Genomic DNA, 16,781 nt, shown 5'->3' with positions numbered 1-16,781 from the left:
AAGAACATGGCCACGCGCAGCCGGCTCGCCTACCTCATGGACCTCAACGGCGTGCTCGTGCACGACGAAGTGGTGATCTCGGGGGCCGACGCCTTCCTCACCGCGCTGCGCGAGCGCGGGATCCCGTTCATGGTGTTCACCAACACCTCGGTCTACACCCCCCGTGACCTGTGCGCACTGCTCCTGCGCCAGGGGGTCGACGTTCCCGAGTCGGCCGTGTGGACTTCGGCGCTGGCCACCGCCCGGTTCCTGGACGAGCAGCGACCAGGGGGCTCCGCACACGTCGTCGGCGAGGCCGGCCTCACCGCGGCACTGCACGACATCGGCTACGTCCTCACCGACCGCGACCCCGACTACGTCGTCCTCGGCGAGACCCGCACCTACAGCTTCGAGGCCATTACGAGAGCCGTCCGCCTCGTCGAATCCGGAGCGCGCTTCATCGCCACCAACCCCGACGAGAAAGGCCCCAGTCCCGAAGGGGCGCTGCCCTCCACCGGCGCGGTCGCGGCACTGATCGCAAGAGCCACCGGCCGCGCCCCGTACTACGTGGGCAAACCCAACCCGCTGATGCTGCGCTCGGCGCTGCGCACCCTGGGAGTGCACTCGAAGGACACCGTGGTCATCGGCGACCGGATGGACACCGACGTCCGCTCCGGACTCGAATCGGGGATGCGGACCATTCTCGTGCTCTCCGGGCTCTCCGGGAAGGACACCGTCGAACGCTACCCCTACCGCCCCACCAAGATCGTCAACTCAGTCGCCGACCTCGCCGGCCGCGTCGGCGCCCCTTTCGGGCCCTGAAAGGGACCGCAGTGGCTCTGCCCTGTCGGACCGCGGCGATCCCGGCCCCCGGTCCTACAATGGTGGAGACCAGGCAACGCGATTCTTCGCCGATATGGCCCGCTCCGGGGCACTACCCCGGCGCTCGGCCGGCGCTCCGGTACCGGGGAGGGGAGTACCGCCCACACCTGCTGTGTCGGGACGGTGGCGACACGGGGGCCGGTGAAGGAGGCTCCCGCCCATCCCGCCATGCGCGGCGCGCGACCGCCGGCCGGTGCTGTCCCCCGCGCTGCTAACAACCGTGCTTCCTGCGAGGGGTGCCGACGAAGGCGGTCCACCGCACCGCTTGACGGCACCACCGCCCTCGTCCGGGGGCGGACCCGCGGCCCGTGGCGGTAGACGGAACCGGCAGCCGGGCCGGGGAGGGGGCGGTGGTGACGGGGGAACCGGACCCGACTTCCGGCAACGACGGACTGTGGCGGACCGGCCCGGTCTGGCTCGCCAGCGACCGTTCGCTCGCCCGGTTCGTGGGCCGCCCGGTGGCCGCCTTCCTGCGGGTCGAGGCGGCCGGCGGGATCGTGCTGCTGATGGCCGCCGTGGTGGCGCTGGCCTGGGCCAACTCGCCCTGGTCGGCCTCCTACGAGGCACTGTGGACCACCGATGTCGCGCTGCGGATCGGCTCGTGGGAACTCGCCCAGGAGGCGCGGGAGTGGGTCAACGACGGCCTCATGGTGCTGTTCTTCCTGGCCGTCGGCCTGGAGATCAAGTACGAACTCGTATCAGGCGAGCTGCGCGACCCCCGCTCGGCCGCGGTGCCCATCGTGGCGGCGCTAGGGGGAATGGTGGTGCCGGCGGCGCTCTATGCCGCCCTGAACACCGGCGGTGAGGGGTCCGCCGGCTGGGGCATCCCCATGGCCACCGATATCGCGTTCGCCCTCGGCGTCGTGGCCCTGCTCGGCCGGCGTATCCCCGCGCCGGCGCGGGTGTTCCTGCTGACGCTGGCGATCGTCGACGATATCGGCGCGGTCGCCGTGATCGGGATCTTCTACACCGAGGACCTGTCCCTGGCCTGGCTGGGCGCTGCCGTGGCCGGGGTGGCCGCCATTGTGGTGCTGCGGCGGCTACGGGTGTGGTCGCTGTATCCCTACCTGCTGGCCGGCGGTTTCCTCTGGCTGGCCACCGAGCTGTCCGGGGTGCATGCCACGATCGCGGGTGTGGTGCTCGGCCTGCTGGCGCCGGCCAAGCCCCTGCTGGATGAGGAGCGGGCGCGGCGCTACGCGCGCGAGTCGGCTCCGGAGCAGTTCGACGCCGCGGATGTGCGCCGCTACCGCTTCCTGCTGGGTGAGTCGGTGCCGGTGGCCGAGCGGCTCGAATACTTCCTGCACCCGTGGAGCAGTTTCGTCGTGCTGCCGGTCTTCGCACTGGCCAACGCCGGCATCGACCTGAGCGCGGAGGTGCTCGGCGACGCCGCGGCGTCGGCGGTGACCGCCGGAGTGCTGCTCGGTCTGGTGGTGGGCAAGCCGCTCGGTATCCTCTCCGCCTCCTGGCTGACCGTCCGCCTCGGACTCGGCCAACTGCCGTCGAGCATGACCTGGGGCGTGTTGTCCGGGCTCGCGATGCTGGGCGGCATCGGGTTCACGGTGTCGCTGTTCATCGCCGGCCTGGCGTTCCCGCCCGGCAGCCTGCCCGAGGCCGACGCGAAGGTGGGCATTCTGGCCGCCTCGTGTTTGGCCGCCCTGCTCGGCGCGGCGACGCTGCTGGCCGCCTCCAGACGCCAGCGGGACTGACGGTTCCCGGCCGGTTCACCGGGCCCCGCCGCACGCCCGGGGAAGCCCGGCGCGAGTTCCCGCCGTCCGGGTGGACGTCCGACGAAGCCGGGCGGGGTGCGGGCTCTCGGCGGCGGCGCGGCCCTCGCGCTACTTCACCCTCTTCGCACCAGTCGGTCCCGGTTTCACCGACCAGCGCGGAGCGAGGCCAGCCGGGTTCCGACTCCCCGGACCGTTTCCACCCAGAGGACCTCTGAACGGTCCCGTGCGTAGGAGCAGAGGGCGTCGAGACTCCCCGCGTCGACGGATTGGGCGCCTGGCGACCCGACGTCATGGGCGCCCAGCACCAGCCACGTCCCCGCCTCGATGGCATCGTCCACCATCCCGCGCAGGGCCCCGGGGCTGGCGCCGTCTATCTTCAGCGCCGTGATCTGGGCGAGGTCGCAGCGAAGCGGGTCGTTCGCCACCTCACCGAGCCAGCCGCGGCCGACCAGGAAGTGCCGGGCGGCCAACGGCACGTAGGAGCGCGCGTCTTCCCCGCGGCCGACCGTGTGCTGCCCGCACGGGTAGGCGAACGTCGTCGGCGACACGCGCAGCAGCCGTTCGATGGCGCGGTTGGCCGAAAGGATGTCCTCCTCCATGCGTTCGAGCGTGTAGCTCTCCAGGGGGTTCTGCCGGGAGAACGTGAAGTTGCCGCTGCATGGATGGCTGAGCGAGTGGTTGCCGATCTCGTGACCGGCGGACACCGCCTCCTGCCAGTCCGGCAGTCTCGACCGGACCGGTTGGGGGAGCACATAGAAGGTGCCCTTCACCCTCCACCTGTCCAGCACCGGGAGACCGGTGTCGACCTGGCTGGCGCGTGCGTCGTCGAAGGTGAGGCTCAGGGCCGCGCGCCTGCCCCCTGGCCACACGGGCTCCGTTCCGGTCCGCACCATGAGTCCCCCACTGGCGTGGTGCCGTTGGTTCCGGCACGGCCCGCCGGCCGAACCGGCCCTCGGCGCGCCCGCCCACGACTCATTCTCCTCCGCGGGCGGAGGCGGGTCAGCTCCGCAACCGCGAGCGGCGGAAATGGACCCGTGCAGCTTGACCGCGGCAGTGGCTCGCCGCTTTGCGCACGCCTGTTCGGAGTCACTACGCTTGTCAGGGCATCCTGCGGGGAGGATCCTCGCGGAGCAGGGAGACGAAGTGGAGGACCACTTCACTGTGGCTCAGCCGGACACGCCACTGCGGCGCCAGCTCAACGGCACCGGCACCAGCCGGCCCACGGCACTGGACGCGTTTAGACGCGCACGTCACGCGTTCCAGGAAGGCCAGCGGATAGACATGCAGACCCTGGCCGCCGAGCTCGGGGTCAACCGCGCCACGCTTTACCGCTGGGTCGGCTCGCGCGAGCAGCTGCTCTGCGAGGTGCTGTGGTCGTTGACCGAGAGCTCCTTCGAGCACGAGCTCCACAGCCCTCCCCCCGCCACTGGCTCCCGGCTGGCGGGCGTACTCACCCGGTACCTACAGAGTGTGGTGGCGCACCCCGGCATGCGCCGGTTCCTCGAAGAGGAGGGAGAGTTCGCGCTGCGCCTGCTCACCCTGCAGTCCGGCGGTTTCCAGGAACGCATTCTCACCCTGGTCCGGGACCTGATCAGCGAGGAGATCGACGCGGGCCGGCTCGACACCCCGATCCCCGTTGACGACCTCGCCTACACCGTCGTCCGCATCGCCGAATCCTACGTCCACCGGAAAGCGATCACCGGCGAGGAACCCGACGCCGACCGCGCCGGCCGGGTCCTCCAGGCGCTGCTGCCTCCTCCACCGGCACCGGACGGCACTCAGGTACACCCACGCGAAGCGCATTCGGCGGCCACCGGCTGATCCCGAGCGCGATGGGCGGCCCGGCGGCGCTGCCGCGGTAGCCCGATGTGGACTAGAACCCGAGGTCGCGGCCGATGAGTTCTTTCATGATCTCGTTCGACCCCGCCCAGATCTTGGTCACACGTGCGTCCATCCAGGCCCTGGCCGCGCGGTACTCGGTCATGTAACCGTAGCCGCCATGCAGCTGCACGCAGGAGTCCAGCACCTCGTTCTGCACCTCCGCGCTCCACCACTTCGCCTTGGCCGCGTCGATCGCCGTGAGCGTCCCGGCGGCGTGCTTCGAGATACAGCGGTCCACATAGGCCTGGGTCACCTCGACACGCGTGACGAGATCCGCGAGCAGGAACTTGTTGTGCTGGAAAGAGCCGATCGACTGCCCAAACGCCGTGCGCTCCTTGGTGTACTCGATCGTCTCGGAGAGGATCTGCGCCGCGTGGGCGATGTTGGACAGCGCACCCCCCAGCCGCTCCTGCGGCAGCCGCTCCATCATGTGGACGAACCCGCGATCGACCTCACCGATCACATTCTCCGTCGGCAGGCGCACATCCTCGAAGAACAACTCAGCGGTGTCGGACTCGGGCTGCCCGACCTTGTCCAGCTTGCGCCCGCGCTGGAAGCCGGGCATCCCGGTCTCCACCGCGAACAGCGTGATGCCCTTGGCCTTCTTTTCCGGGCTCGTGCGCGCCGCCACCACGACCAGATCCGCCGAGTAGCCGTTGGTGATGAAGGTCTTCGACCCGTTGAGCACCCAGTCCGCGCCATCGCGTACCGCCGTCGTCTTCAGCGCCGCGAGATCCGATCCCCCGGAGGCTCCGTCATCGCGATGGCCGTCACCAGCTCCCCGGAACAGAAACCCGGCAGCCACCGGTGCTTCTGCTCGTCCGTGGTCAGTTCCACCAGGTACGGCGCGACGACGTCGAAGTGGATCCCCAAGCATGAGGCCACGGCCGCGCTCAGCGAGCTCAGCTCCTCGCCGAGGACCGCGTTGAAACGGTAGTCGCCGGCCTCGCTGCCGTCGAAACGCTCGGGCACCTCCAGGCCGAGCAGTCCCTGCTTGCCCGCGAGCCGCCACACTTCACGGTCGAGCGCTCGCTGCTCGATGAACTGCTCGTGCCGAGGACGCAACTCCCGCGCGACGAACGTGCGCACTGAGTCCCGGAAATCGTCGTGCTCGGTCTCGAACAGCCCTCGATCCACCTTGACCTCCCATACTAAGCAGCCGCTTACTACTAAGCGCCTGCTTAGAGTGCAGGACGCCGAGAGCATTGTCAACAGTTCGGACGGAAGAGGGCGAGCCCTTGACAAGGCCAGTGACCTGCCACACACTCATGCAACATACTCAATGAATGTTGCATCGAAGCAACACGTTCCGGGTGCGTTGCGTCTGGCGTGAGGGGCGGTCGCCGCGAGGCCGACCGCGCAGCAGGCGCCGGCAGGACCGCGAACCGATCCTTGCGCGACCAGGGAGGACCTATTCGTCGCTACCGCTGACCCCCCGCCCTGCCGGAAGGACCGATACGCGATCCCCGCTCGCTCGAAGAAGGCGCCACCGCGCCGGCGATGACGAGCGGCCCCACAGGTGGACGACTTGTCCTGACCCAGGCGGATCGTGCGCCGACCACCGCGGCCGGACCCCGCCGACGCCGTCCACCGGAGCACACCGGCGATAGCGCAGAAACCGCGGCGCCAGCACCAGGCCGGTCGGTGGAACACGGGCGTTCCGGAACGCCTCCATACGAACTGATCGACACCACTTCGGAAATCCGGCCGCTGCAGGAGGGCTCTGTGATCGGCGCGCGGGATTTCCCTGGTCGAGCGACCCGAAAGGACCCGCATTCGCATGCCTGCTGAACAGGAAGCCGTTACAGGGAGACGTCGCCGCCGGGCGGCCAGTGCCGCTGCGGCCGCCGCAGCGGTGGAATGGTACGAGTATTTCAGCTTCGCGATAGCCGCCGCCCTGATCTTCGGGACGCTGTTCTTCCCCGGATTCAGTCCGGTGGCCGGAGTTCTGGCGTCGTTCGCGACGTTTTTCGTCGGCTTCATCGCCCGGCCGCTGGGAGGCATCCTGGCCGGTCACCTGGGTGACAAGTACGGGCGCAAGCCGATGCTGGTGAGTGCGCTGATGGTGATGGGGGTGGCGACCACGGTGATCGGCCTGCTGCCGCCGTATGCCGTGATCGGTTTGTGGGCACCGGTGGCCCTGGTCGTCCTGCGGGTACTGCAGGGGGTCGCAGTGGGGGCGATGTGGGGCGGCGCGATGCTGCTGGCTACCGAGTACGCCCCCGAGGGCAAGCGGGGCCTGTACGGAAGTCTGGTCACGATGGGGGTGCCGATCGGTCTGGTGGCGGCCAACGCCGCTTTCCTGGCCGCCTCGGCTGCGGCCCCGGGAGAGGCGTTCGCCCAGTGGGGCTGGCGGCTCCCGTTCCTGATCGGGCTCGTCGCGCTCGTCTTGGCCTGGTACATCCACAGCTCGGTGGACGAAACCCCCGAATTCCGGCAGGCCGAGGCCGCAATGGCGGCCGAGGACCAGCAGCGGCGCTTCCCCCTGGGACGACTGCTGCGTGAGCACTTCGGAAGCGTGGTGCTGGCGACGGGGTCGTTCCTGATCACCACGGCCGCCTTCTACATTCTGATGACCGGTGTGCTGGACTACACCACCCGTTCGCTGGGCATGGAGCGCACCACCGTGCTCACGATCGTGCTGGTGGTCAGCGCGCTCCAATTGCTGACCTTGCCCACGTTCGCCGGTATGTCCGACCGCTTCGGCCGGCTTCCCGTCTACGCGGGCGGCGCCGTGGGGCAGATGGTGTGGGCGATTCCGATGTTCCTGCTCATCGACCGCGCCACCACCGTCTCGGTGCTGATCGCCGTTTTCGTGGGAACCGTCTTCGCGGCCATGATGAGCGGCCCCCAGGCGGCCCTGTTCGCGGAGCTCTTCGAACCCGAGGTCCGGTACAGCGGCGCCTCGCTCGGCTACCAGCTGTCGGCCACGCTCGGCGGGGGACTCGCACCGTTCATCATGGTTCTGCTCCTGGAATCCACCGGTACATCGATGTCGATCTCGGCCTACCTCATCGTGCTGGCCGTACTGGCTCTGGTCTGCATCACCATTCTCAAGAAGAGGGTCCGAGCACGGGAGGCGGCCCTTCCCGGTCCCGGAGCGGCCTCCGTCCGGTCCCCTAGCTAGCCTGGATCGCCGGCGGATCGTAGCCGAAGACGTGCCGAGCGACTGCTCACCGCGGAAGGAAGGTTCATTGCCCAGTGTGCTGATCGCCAACCGCGGTGAGATCGCCGTCCGGATCCATCGCGCGGCCGCCGCTCTTGGTCTGCGCACCGTCGCGGTCTTCTCCCCCGAGGACCGCGAAGCGCTGCACGTGCGCCTGTCCGACGAGTCCCACCCCCTCAACGGCGAGGGGGTGGCGGCCTACCTCGACGCCGCGCAGATCGTCGGGATCGCCCGCCGCGCCGACTGCTCCCTGGTCCACCCCGGTTACGGATTCCTGAGCGAGGACGCCTCCTTCGCCGCACTGTGCGCCGAGGCCGGCCGCACGTTCGTCGGTCCGTCCCCGGAACTGCTGGAGCTGTTCGGCGACAAGGCCCGGTCCCGCGATCTGGCGGTACGCCACGGGGTGCCGGTGCTCCAAGCGACCCGGGGACCGACCACCCTTGAGAACGCGCAGGCGTTCCTGGCCGGTCTGGAGCCGGGGTCCGCCGTCATGGTCAAGGCCCTTGCGGGCGGCGGCGGACGGGGAATGCGCGCCGTTCACGAAGCGGATCAGCTGCCCTGGGCCTACGAGCGCTGCCGCTCCGAAGCCGAGCGCACGTTCGACAACGGCGACGTCTACGTCGAACAGCTACTCCCCCGGGCCAAGCACGTGGAGGTACAGGTCCTGGGCGACGGCTCCGGCGACGTGGCGCACCTGTGGGAACGCGAGTGCACCGTCCAGTACCGCCACCGGAAACTCGTCGAGATCGCCCCGAGTCCCACACTGGCGCCCGAAGTGCGGCAGGGCCTGATCGGGGCCGCGCTCACCGTCGCCGGTGCCACTGGCTACTCAGGCCTGGCGACCTTCGAGTTCCTCGTTGACGCCGACACACCCGGCGCCTTCTACTTCATCGAGACCAACCCCCGCCTGCAGGTCGAACACACCATCACCGAAGAGCTCACCGGGGTCGATCTCGTGGCGGCGCAGCTCGAGGTGGCCATGGGGCGGTCGCTGGACGACCAGGGACTGTCCCAGGACCAGATCCCGGCGCCGCGCGGGTTCGCCGTCCAGTGCCGGGTGAACCTGGAGTCGGTCGCCCGGGACGGGACGGCCCGAGCGACCGCGGGCACACTGGCCGCCTTCGAGCCTCCCTCCGGCCCGGGAGTGCGTGTGGACACGCACGGCTACGCGGGGTACACCACGGGGGCGCACTTCGACTCGCTCCTGGCCAAGGTGGTCACGCACACGTCCCGCGGCGGTTTCGCCGCGGCCGCCGGCCGCGCAGGTGACGCACTCGCCGAGTTCACGGTCAGCGGCGCGGAGACCAACATCGCGTTCCTCCGGGCGGTACTGCAGCACCCGGAGTTCCGCGCCGGGACGTTCACCACCACGTTCGTGGCAGACCACATCGAGGATCTTGCCCCCGCCCCGGACGAGGAGAGCCCGCCCGGCCCGGAGGGAACCGGGCGCAGCGTTGCCGCCCCCTTCAGCGGCACTGTGGTCGCCGTCGAGGCGGAACCGGGTGCGGAGGTGCGCGCCGGAGCGCCCCTGATCGTGCTTGAGGCCATGAAGATGCAGCACGTGCTGGCCGCTCCCGCGAGCGGTGTCGTCGACGCCGTCCGGGTGGCCGCGGGCGAGGCCGTGGCAGAGGGGGTTGACCTCGTCCTCCTCACCCCGACCGGGTCCGACGAGTCCGTCGCCGACAGCGCGGTCGAGGTGGACCTCTCCAAGATCAGGCCCGACCTGGCAGAGGTGATCGAGCGCCACGAGATCGGCCTGGACGCGGCCCGGCCGCAGGCGGTCGAGCGGCGCCGCCGCACGGGGCGGCGAACCGCCCGCGAGAACCTAGACGACCTGTGCGACTCCGGCAGTTTCACCGAGTACGGAGCGCTGGTGGTCGCCGCGCAGCGGCAACGCCGCTCGTTCGACGACCTGGTCGTGAACACACCGGCGGACGGCATGGTCACCGGGATCGGCCGGGTCAACGGTGAAACGTTCGGCGAGGACCGCAGCACCTGCGTGGTGATGTCCTACGACTACACCGTGCTCGCCGGAACCCAGGGGCTGCTCAACCACAGGAAGACCGACCGGATGCTCGAACTGGCCACGGCGCGGCGGTTGCCGGTCGTGCTGTTCGCCGAAGGCGGCGGGGGACGCCCCGGTGACACCGACACCACCGCGGCCTCAGGGCTCGACGTCACCACGTTTGCGACGATGGGGCGGCTCAGCGGCCAGGTGCCCACCGTAGGCGTCGCGTCCGGACGGTGCTTCGCCGGCAACGCGGCCCTGCTCGGCTGCTGCGACGTCATCATCGCCACCCGCGACGCGACGATCGGCATGGGCGGTCCGGCGATGATCGAGGGTGGCGGCCTGGGAAGGTTCCGGCCCGAAGAGGTCGGCCCGATGTCGGTCCAGTCCCCCAACGGTGTGGTCGACGTCCTCGTCGACGACGAGCCCGCGGCCGTCCGGGCCGCCAAGGCCTACCTCTCCTATTTCCAGGGAGCCGTGGAGGACTGGGAGTGCGCCGACCAGCGCAGACTGCGCCACGTGGTCCCGGAGAACCGGGTGCGAGTGTACGACGTGCGCGAGGCCGTCGACCTCATCGCGGACACCGGCTCCGTCCTGGAGCTCAGGCGCGACTTCGGCGTCGGGGTCGTCACCGCGCTGGTGCGGGTCGAGGGTCGGCCGATGGGCCTGGTCGCCAACAACCCCAAGCACCTCGGTGGCGCCATCGACAGCGCGGCCGCCGACAAGATGGCCCGCTTTCTGCAGTTGTGCGACGCCCACGGTCTGCCCGTGATCTCGCTGTGCGACTCCCCCGGCTTCATGGTGGGTCCGGACGCGGAACAGACCGCGACCGTGCGGCATTTCAGCCGCCTGTTCGTGATCGGCGCCAATCTCAGCGTCCCGATCCTCTCGGTGGTGCTGCGCAAGGGGTACGGGCTGGGCGCGCAGGCGATGGCCGGGGGGAGTTTCCGGGCCCCGGTGGCCACCGTCGCCTGGCCGACCGGCGAGATCGGCGGAATGGGGCTCGAAGGAGGCGTTCGCCTCGCTACCGCCGCGAGCTGGAGGCCATCGAGGACCCGGAGGCGCGGCAGCGCGCGTTCGACGAACTGCTCGCCCAGGCCTACGAGAAGGGCAAGGCGGTCAACGCCGCGGCGGTGTTCGAACTCGACGACGTCATCGACCCGGCCGCGACCAGGCGGTGGATCGCAACGGCGTTCTCGCGGCACGGCGGGCCGCCCAACGGGAGGACCGGACGGTCGTTCATCGACACCTGTTGACCGCGCAACCGAGAGGAAACCGGCATGGACATCGCGCAGTACCTGAACGACCTACGGGAACGCCAGACCCGGGTCAGGCCGGCCGGAACCCCCTCAGAGGTGGTCTACCCCCTGGGTGAAGTCTCGATCCCCGAGCACGTCGCGCACTGGGCGGCGCACCGCCCGGATCGCCCGGCGGTCGTCTTCCTGGACGGAACCATCAGCTACCGCGAGTTGGACGACCTGGTCAGGCGGCTGGCCGGCTGGCTCGAATCCGCGGGTGTCCGCCCGGGGGACCGGGTGGGGGTCCACCTGCCGAACTGTCCGCAGTTCATCGTGGCGATGCTGGCGGTGTTGCGCCTGGGGGCCGTACATGTGCCCGTGAACCCCATGTTCCAGAGCGCCGAGCTCGCGCACGAGCTGAACGACAGCGAAGCGGAGGTCGTCGTCACCCTCGACTCCCTGCTCCCGGTTCTGCAGGCGGTACGCGGCGATTCGGCGGTTCGCGAGGTGCTGGTCACGACCGCCACCGAGATGGCCGGCGGTGAGAGCGCCGTTCCGGCGGACATCGCCTCCGACAGCGCTCCGGTGTCCCTGTGGGCAGACGCCGTCGCCGGCGAGCCGGCCGGGGACCGGCCCGCCGACCTCGACGCTCTGGCCGCACTGAACTACACGGGAGGCACGACCGGTCTGCCCAAGGGCTGCCGGCACACCCAGCGCACATGCTGTACACCGCGGCCAGCAGTGCGGGGGCGATCGCGCAGGGGCCCGAGACGGGCTTTGCCGCGCTGTGCTACATCCCGGTCTTCTGGATCGCGGGAGAGGACCTCGGGATCCTCCTCCCGTTGACCCTGGGAGGTACCTCGGTGCTGATGCCGCGGTGGGACGCCGGGCGGGTCCTCGCGGCGATCGACCAGTACAGGGTGACCACGATGGTCGGCACGGTGGAGAACTATCTCGAACTGCTCGAACACCCGGACCTCTCCCGCTACGACCTGAGTTCGCTGACCGATCCGATGGCCGTCTCGTTCGTGCGCAAGCTGAGTCCGGAGATCCGGCGCCGGTGGTCGGCCGCGGTCGGTCCCGCATCACTGCTACGCGAGGGCGCGTACGGCATGACGGAGACGCACACGTTCGACGCGACCCCGTACGGATTCGCCGAAGGCGACAGGGATCTGCGGTCGGAAGCGGTGTTCTGCGGCGTTCCCGTTCCCGGGACCGACATTGCGATCGTCTCCCCTGCCACCGGTGAACCTGTGGGGATCGGCGAGGTCGGCGAGATCATCGTGCGAAGTCCTTCGGTGATGACCGGCTACTGGCGCAGGCCAGAGGAGACCGCGAGGCAGCTTCGCGGCGGGTGGCTGTACACCGGCGACAACGGCCGCGTCGACGAGGACGGATGCCTCCACTACCTCGGGCGGAACAAGGACATGATCAAGGTGAAGGGCATGAGCGTCTTTCCGTCCGAGGTAGAGGCGCTTATGAGTCGGCACCCCGACGTGCATACCGCGGCGGTGGTGCCGGCCGCGGACCCGGACAAGGGGCAGCGGCCGGTCGCCTTCGTCCGGGTCAACCGGGACAGCATCACCGGCGCCGCGGCGCTGCAGGCGTGGGCGGCGGAGAACATGGCCTCGTACAAGGCCCCGTTGGTGGAACTCGTCGACGGGTTCCCGATGACCGACACCGGGAAGATCAGGAAGGTCGATCTCACACACCGGGCCCAGGAGATCGCGGACCGGCACTGACCGGTGGTGTCCGGCCGATCCCGCGGGGGCTATCGGGGTGCCCCCACGATCCGGAGCGCGAGTTCGCAGTAGTGCTCGGCGATGTCCTCGGGAGCCCACTCCCCCTCGTCGCGGTACCACCTGGCCACGTCGATCCCCAGGGAGAGCAGCGCGAGCGCGGTCATCCGTGGGTGGGAGGTGTGGAAGACCCCCGCCTCGACGCCGACCTCGACCAGCCCGCGCATCTCCTGCTGGATCGCGCGCCGGATGCCGGCGATCTCCCGCAGGTGCTCGGGATCCAGCGCCGACAGCTCGTAGTTGACGATGCGGGCTCTGGTGTGGTCGCGCGCGTGGTCCGCGGTGAACGCGCGCACCACCGCGAGCAGCCGCTCGACCGGATCGTCCGAGGCGGCGGCGCAGTCCCGGACAAGCCGCAGGGTGCGTTCGTGCCCGCGCCGGGAGATGAGGTAGAGGAGCTCCTCTTTCGACTTGTAGTGCACGTACAGGGCGGCCGGGCTCATCCCCGCCGCCGCGGCGATGTCCCGGGTCGAGGTGCCGTGGAACCCCTTGGAGGCGAACGACTCGACCGCGGCCGCGACGAGCCGGTCCCTCGCGCCGACCGGTGCGTCCTTGCCGGGAAGGCCGCCGCCCCGGCCCACCGCGATCTCACTCATGTGTTCCTTACCTTTTTCTCGGGAGTTCCCTTCTCAGAACTCTCACTGAGGACACCGGACCCGAGAAAACGCTAAGCGAGCGCTTAGCGACAAGCAAACGGTCAGCCGCCCGTGAAGGTCCGCCGCCACCAGGGGCCCTACCTGAAGGGATGCCGGAAATCCTCCGGCACTCGGGCGACCAATGGCGCCCACCGGATCCGCGCCCCTCGTGAGCACCTCCGCGGTCGCCGGCGAGGCAACGGCCCTCCTTGGAGGGGCGCCGAGGATGGCGGCCGTTTTGGCTGGGTAGGGCCGTAACCGGAGTCTACATAGGGGGTAACCGTGGACAGAGAGAACGACTACGAGGTATTCGCGGCCGGCGATGTCGTGCTGCAGCACGGGGCGACGCTTCGCGATGCGAGGCTGGCCTACAAGACCTATGGCACGCTCAACGCCGACAAGAGCAACGCGATCGTCTACCCGACGTGGTACTCCGGCTGGCACTGGGACAACGAATGGCTGATCGGCGAGGGCATGGCCCTTGACCCCGCCGACTATTTCATCATCGTCCCCAACATGCTCGGCAACGGCCTGTCGACATCGCCGAGCAACACCCCGCCGCCCTACGACCGGAGCCGTTTCCCGAAAGTCACCTTCTACGACAACGTGGCACTGCAGCACCGCCTAGTCACTGAGCATTTCGGGATCGAGCGGCTGCCGCTGGTCACCGGATGGTCGATGGGGGCCGGCCAGAGCTACCAGTGGGCGGTCGCCTACCCGGAGATGGTCGAACGCATCGCGCCGTTCTGCGGGTCATCGGTAACCAGCGTGCACAACCAGGTGTTCCTCGAAGGGGTCAAGGCGGCGATCACCGCCGACGCCGCCTGGAACAACGGCTGGTACACGGAGCAGCCGACCACCGGGCTCCGCGCGGCGGCCCGCGTCTACGCCGGGTGGGGGTTCTCGCAGGCCTTCTACTGGAACCACGAGTACACCAAGCTCGGCTTCTCCTCGCTCGAGGACTTCCTCGTCGGCTTCTGGGAGGGATTCTTCCTCCAGCGGGACGCCAACAACCTGCTGACCATGCTGTGGACCTGGCAGAACGGCGACGTCGGCCAGACACCCGGGTTCGACGGGGACACGGTGCGCGCGCTGAACTCGATCAAGGCGAGGACGCTGAGCATACCGGGGGAGAAGGACCTCTACTTCCCGCCCGAGGACGAGGAGTGGGCGGCCGGCCACATTCCCAACGCCGAGGTGCGCGTGATCCCCAGCACCTGGGGGCACTTCGCCGGGCACGGCAGCAACCCGAAGGACGTGCGGTTCGTCGACGACGCCATCAAGGAGCTCCTGACGCACTGATCCGCCGCCCTCACCGTCCTACGGGCCCGCTGCGGCGGAGGACCCGGAACTACCGCCGGGTCCGTCGCCACAGGCCACGTGCGCCGTGTTCAACTCGTCCGACTCCAGCCGCACCTTTTTGACTGCTCCCCCGCCTGAAGGCGGGAGCGTCCCCAGGAGGTTCGGTGAAACCAGACAGCGGGCCGATGAGTTTCCGCGCGGCACGGTGTCCAAAGGGCGGGGACGGTATGCGTCCCCGTGACGGAGAGAGGGGAACGCGATGAGGCTGACGCTGACGGAGTTCCTGTCGTTGGATGGCGTGTCCCAAGGCCCCGGGGCTCCAGACGAGGACACCAGTGACGGGTTCACGCAGGGGGGCTGGCTCGTGCCGCACATGGACGAGGAGTTCATGCGGCTGGCCGCCGACTGGCTCAACGAGGCAGATGCATTCCTGTTCGGCCGCCGTACCTACGAGAACTTCGCAAGGGACTGGCCGAAGGTCACCGACCCGGACGATCCGTTCGCCGGCAAGTTGAACGGACTGCCGAAGTATGTGGCCTCCCACAGCCTGGCGAGAGCCGAGTGGGCGCCGACCACGATCCTGTCCGGAGACGTTCCCGCCCAGGTCGCTGAGTTGAAGAGGCAGCCCGGCCGGGGGTTGCAGATTCACGGCAGTGCCCAGCTGGCCCAGTCGCTGCTGGCCGCCGGCTGATCGATGAGTTGCGGTTGGTTATCGCCCCGGTGGTGGTGGGTAATGGCCGACGGCTGTTCCCGAAAGGCGGCGCCCCGGCCGGGCTGCGGCTTCTCCGCAACGAGACGACGACACCGGGCGGACTCGCGGTCCACGTCTACGAGACGACAGGACTTCCGGGGTACGGGGCCTACAGGGCCGGCGCATAGGGCCCTGCCGCCGGACCGATGCTGGGAAAAGGATCGCCGGTCGAATTCCACCGCCGCGACCGTATCCCCGGTGAAGGGCGGGACGTGGCGGCGAAGGCGACCGCCGCGCCCCGGGCGAAGACGGCGAACGCTCACATCAGGAAGGAGGTGGCCTCAGCCGTTCCCGAGGCGCGGGAGGCCGCTCCCCGCCGGGGAACCCGCGGGCGGCGCGGGAGCGGCCGTGGCCGGAGACGGCCACGGCCGTCCGCGCATCACCGCATGCGGCCAGGCTGAGAGGGCATACCTAGGAACCTCGCCACGTGCTGGAAGGACCACGGCCGTGGCGAGACTGCCCCGAGAGCCCGCCCCCAGGATCCGGAGCGACCGTGTCAGTATTCGTGCCCCTTTACATCGTAGCCGGTTTCCTACTGATCGCTCTCTGCTATGTCAGCAGCGCGCTCTGGATCCAACGGGTGCGCGGCCGCGCACCTCAAACCCCCTTCCGGCATGGCGGAACTCGACCACTACGAGCTCGCGCTGCTGGCGGGCGGAAAGCGGCGCGTGGGCGAGGTGGCCCTGGCCCAGGCCTACCTGGACGGGCTGGCCCACGTGAAACGCAGTTCGAGGATTCTCCGGCGGTGGGCACTGGTCCGGTTCGCCCCAGGCGTGCTCGACACTTCTCAGCACCGGCACCCTGTCCTGTCCGCCGCGCTGTACGGCGCCCTGCGTGGTTCCCGGAAGCCCGCTGTACTGCCCCCGGAACGGCTCATAGGAGCCGCCGCCGCAGCGACCTGGACCCCGAAGGCGCTGGACCGGCTCCTCTCGGCCGGACTAGGGCCTACGCAGGGCCGCCTCCCGGATCCAGGCCGGAGCGGTCCTGCCCATGGCGGGGCTGGCCATATTGTCCATGTGGTTCTCCACCCCGTTGCTCATCGCGAAACCTCCCGGCGTTCCGGTCCTCTTCTCCCTGGGATTCTTGGGGTCTCTCGGCACCGTCGGCCTGCTGTACCTGCTGCTCCTTCGTTCCGGTGCCCCGGCCGTCATGGTGGCGCTCACCGGGATCGCGCTGGTGCACCTGCTGCTGTCTCCCCTGAGCCTGTGGGCGGTCGCGGTGTGCGGCGTGTGGTTCGCGGTATACGGGGTTCTCGTCGCCACGAACCGCTTCTGCGGATCGCGTGCGCCCGCCGGCGACGATGTGCTCGCCGCCGTCCGGGCGCGGCTGCCCGATGGGGACGAGTGGAACTACGACCTGGCCCTGCGGGCCGTGGCGCTGCTCGGGTTGCCGCAGGTACGCGAACTGGCACGG

Annotated in this window: 11 protein-coding genes and 2 pseudogenes; 10 read left to right on the top strand and 3 right to left on the bottom strand. The window is 69.6% G+C overall.

Annotated elements, in window-relative coordinates; translation table 11 throughout:
* Nucleotides 1-6: 6 nt before the first annotated feature.
* A complete protein-coding gene (locus tag VS93_RS13925) occupies nt 7-801 on the top strand; it encodes an HAD-IIA family hydrolase (protein WP_046470365.1) in 795 nt (264 codons plus the stop codon).
* 413 nt (nt 802-1,214) lie between these two features.
* On the top strand, nt 1,215-2,567 hold the full coding sequence (gene nhaA / locus VS93_RS13920; RefSeq protein ID WP_236700540.1) for a Na+/H+ antiporter NhaA: 1,353 nt from the start codon (nt 1,215-1,217) through the stop codon (nt 2,565-2,567).
* 164 nt (nt 2,568-2,731) lie between these two features.
* Here nhaA and VS93_RS13915 read toward each other — a convergent pair whose 3' ends face one another.
* A complete protein-coding gene (locus VS93_RS13915) occupies nt 2,732-3,481 on the bottom strand; it encodes a polysaccharide deacetylase family protein (RefSeq protein WP_046470364.1) in 750 nt (249 codons plus the stop codon).
* Nucleotides 3,482-3,683: 202 nt separating this feature from the next.
* On the opposite strand from VS93_RS13915, the gene VS93_RS13910 reads away from it, so the two are divergent.
* Nucleotides 3,684-4,409 (top strand): QsdR family transcriptional regulator, encoded by a 726-nt coding sequence (locus tag VS93_RS13910; protein WP_156184829.1) that lies wholly within the window; start codon nt 3,684-3,686, stop codon nt 4,407-4,409.
* A gap of 52 nt (nt 4,410-4,461) precedes the next feature.
* Here the strand turns inward: VS93_RS13910 and VS93_RS13905 are convergent.
* A pseudogene (locus VS93_RS13905) lies at nt 4,462-5,606 on the bottom strand (acyl-CoA dehydrogenase family protein).
* Between the two features lie 643 nt (nt 5,607-6,249).
* On the opposite strand from VS93_RS13905, the gene VS93_RS13900 reads away from it, so the two are divergent.
* From VS93_RS13900 to VS93_RS32530, 4 genes are all read left to right on the top strand, one after another.
* A complete protein-coding gene (locus VS93_RS13900) occupies nt 6,250-7,596 on the top strand; it encodes an MFS transporter (protein WP_046470363.1) in 1,347 nt (448 codons plus the stop codon).
* A 76-nt stretch (nt 7,597-7,672) separates the two neighbouring features.
* Nucleotides 7,673-10,945 (top strand): acetyl-CoA carboxylase family protein, encoded by a 3,273-nt coding sequence (locus VS93_RS13895; protein ID WP_236700544.1) that lies wholly within the window; start codon nt 7,673-7,675, stop codon nt 10,943-10,945.
* Nucleotides 10,924-11,727, top strand: coding sequence for an AMP-binding protein (locus VS93_RS31660; protein ID WP_236700539.1), 804 nt, complete (start codon nt 10,924-10,926; stop codon nt 11,725-11,727). Before VS93_RS13895 ends, VS93_RS31660 begins: the two co-directional genes overlap by 22 nt.
* A complete protein-coding gene (locus tag VS93_RS32530; RefSeq protein ID WP_269082856.1) occupies nt 11,634-12,623 on the top strand; it encodes an AMP-binding protein in 990 nt (329 codons plus the stop codon). The genes VS93_RS31660 and VS93_RS32530 overlap by 94 nt, the downstream gene beginning before the upstream one ends.
* Before the next feature lie 29 nt (nt 12,624-12,652).
* On the opposite strand, the gene VS93_RS13885 is transcribed toward VS93_RS32530, so the two are convergent.
* Nucleotides 12,653-13,276, bottom strand: coding sequence for a TetR family transcriptional regulator (locus tag VS93_RS13885; protein WP_046470362.1), 624 nt, complete (start codon nt 13,274-13,276; stop codon nt 12,653-12,655).
* 321 nt (nt 13,277-13,597) lie between these two features.
* Between VS93_RS13885 and VS93_RS13880 the strand changes: the two genes are divergently transcribed.
* From VS93_RS13880 to VS93_RS13870, 3 genes and pseudogenes are all read left to right on the top strand, one after another.
* Nucleotides 13,598-14,617 (top strand): alpha/beta fold hydrolase, encoded by a 1,020-nt coding sequence (locus VS93_RS13880; protein ID WP_046470361.1) that lies wholly within the window; start codon nt 13,598-13,600, stop codon nt 14,615-14,617.
* Nucleotides 14,618-14,876: 259 nt separating this feature from the next.
* A pseudogene (locus VS93_RS13875) lies at nt 14,877-15,496 on the top strand (dihydrofolate reductase family protein).
* A gap of 862 nt (nt 15,497-16,358) precedes the next feature.
* A partial coding sequence (locus tag VS93_RS13870; RefSeq protein ID WP_046470360.1) for a hypothetical protein occupies nt 16,359-16,781 on the top strand: 423 nt, incomplete at its 3' end.

It is taken from the genome of Allosalinactinospora lopnorensis (genome assembly GCF_000981225.1).
GTDB lineage: Bacteria > Actinomycetota > Actinomycetes > Streptosporangiales > Streptosporangiaceae > Allosalinactinospora > Allosalinactinospora lopnorensis.
This window is presented reverse-complemented; position numbering and strand designations above follow the sequence as displayed.

Excerpts from the sequence above, each read along its gene's own strand:
- VS93_RS13925 (WP_046470365.1), top strand. The coding sequence starts at position 7 with ATGGCCACGCGCAGCCGGCTCGCCTACCTCATGGACCTCAACGGCGTG.
- VS93_RS13915 (WP_046470364.1), bottom strand. The coding sequence starts at position 3,481 with ATGGTGCGGACCGGAACGGAGCCCGTGTGGCCAGGGGGCAGGCGCGCG.
- VS93_RS13900 (WP_046470363.1), top strand. The coding sequence starts at position 6,250 with ATGCCTGCTGAACAGGAAGCCGTTACAGGGAGACGTCGCCGCCGGGCG.
- VS93_RS31660 (WP_236700539.1), top strand. The coding sequence starts at position 10,924 with ATGGACATCGCGCAGTACCTGAACGACCTACGGGAACGCCAGACCCGG.
- VS93_RS13885 (WP_046470362.1), bottom strand. The coding sequence starts at position 13,276 with ATGAGTGAGATCGCGGTGGGCCGGGGCGGCGGCCTTCCCGGCAAGGAC.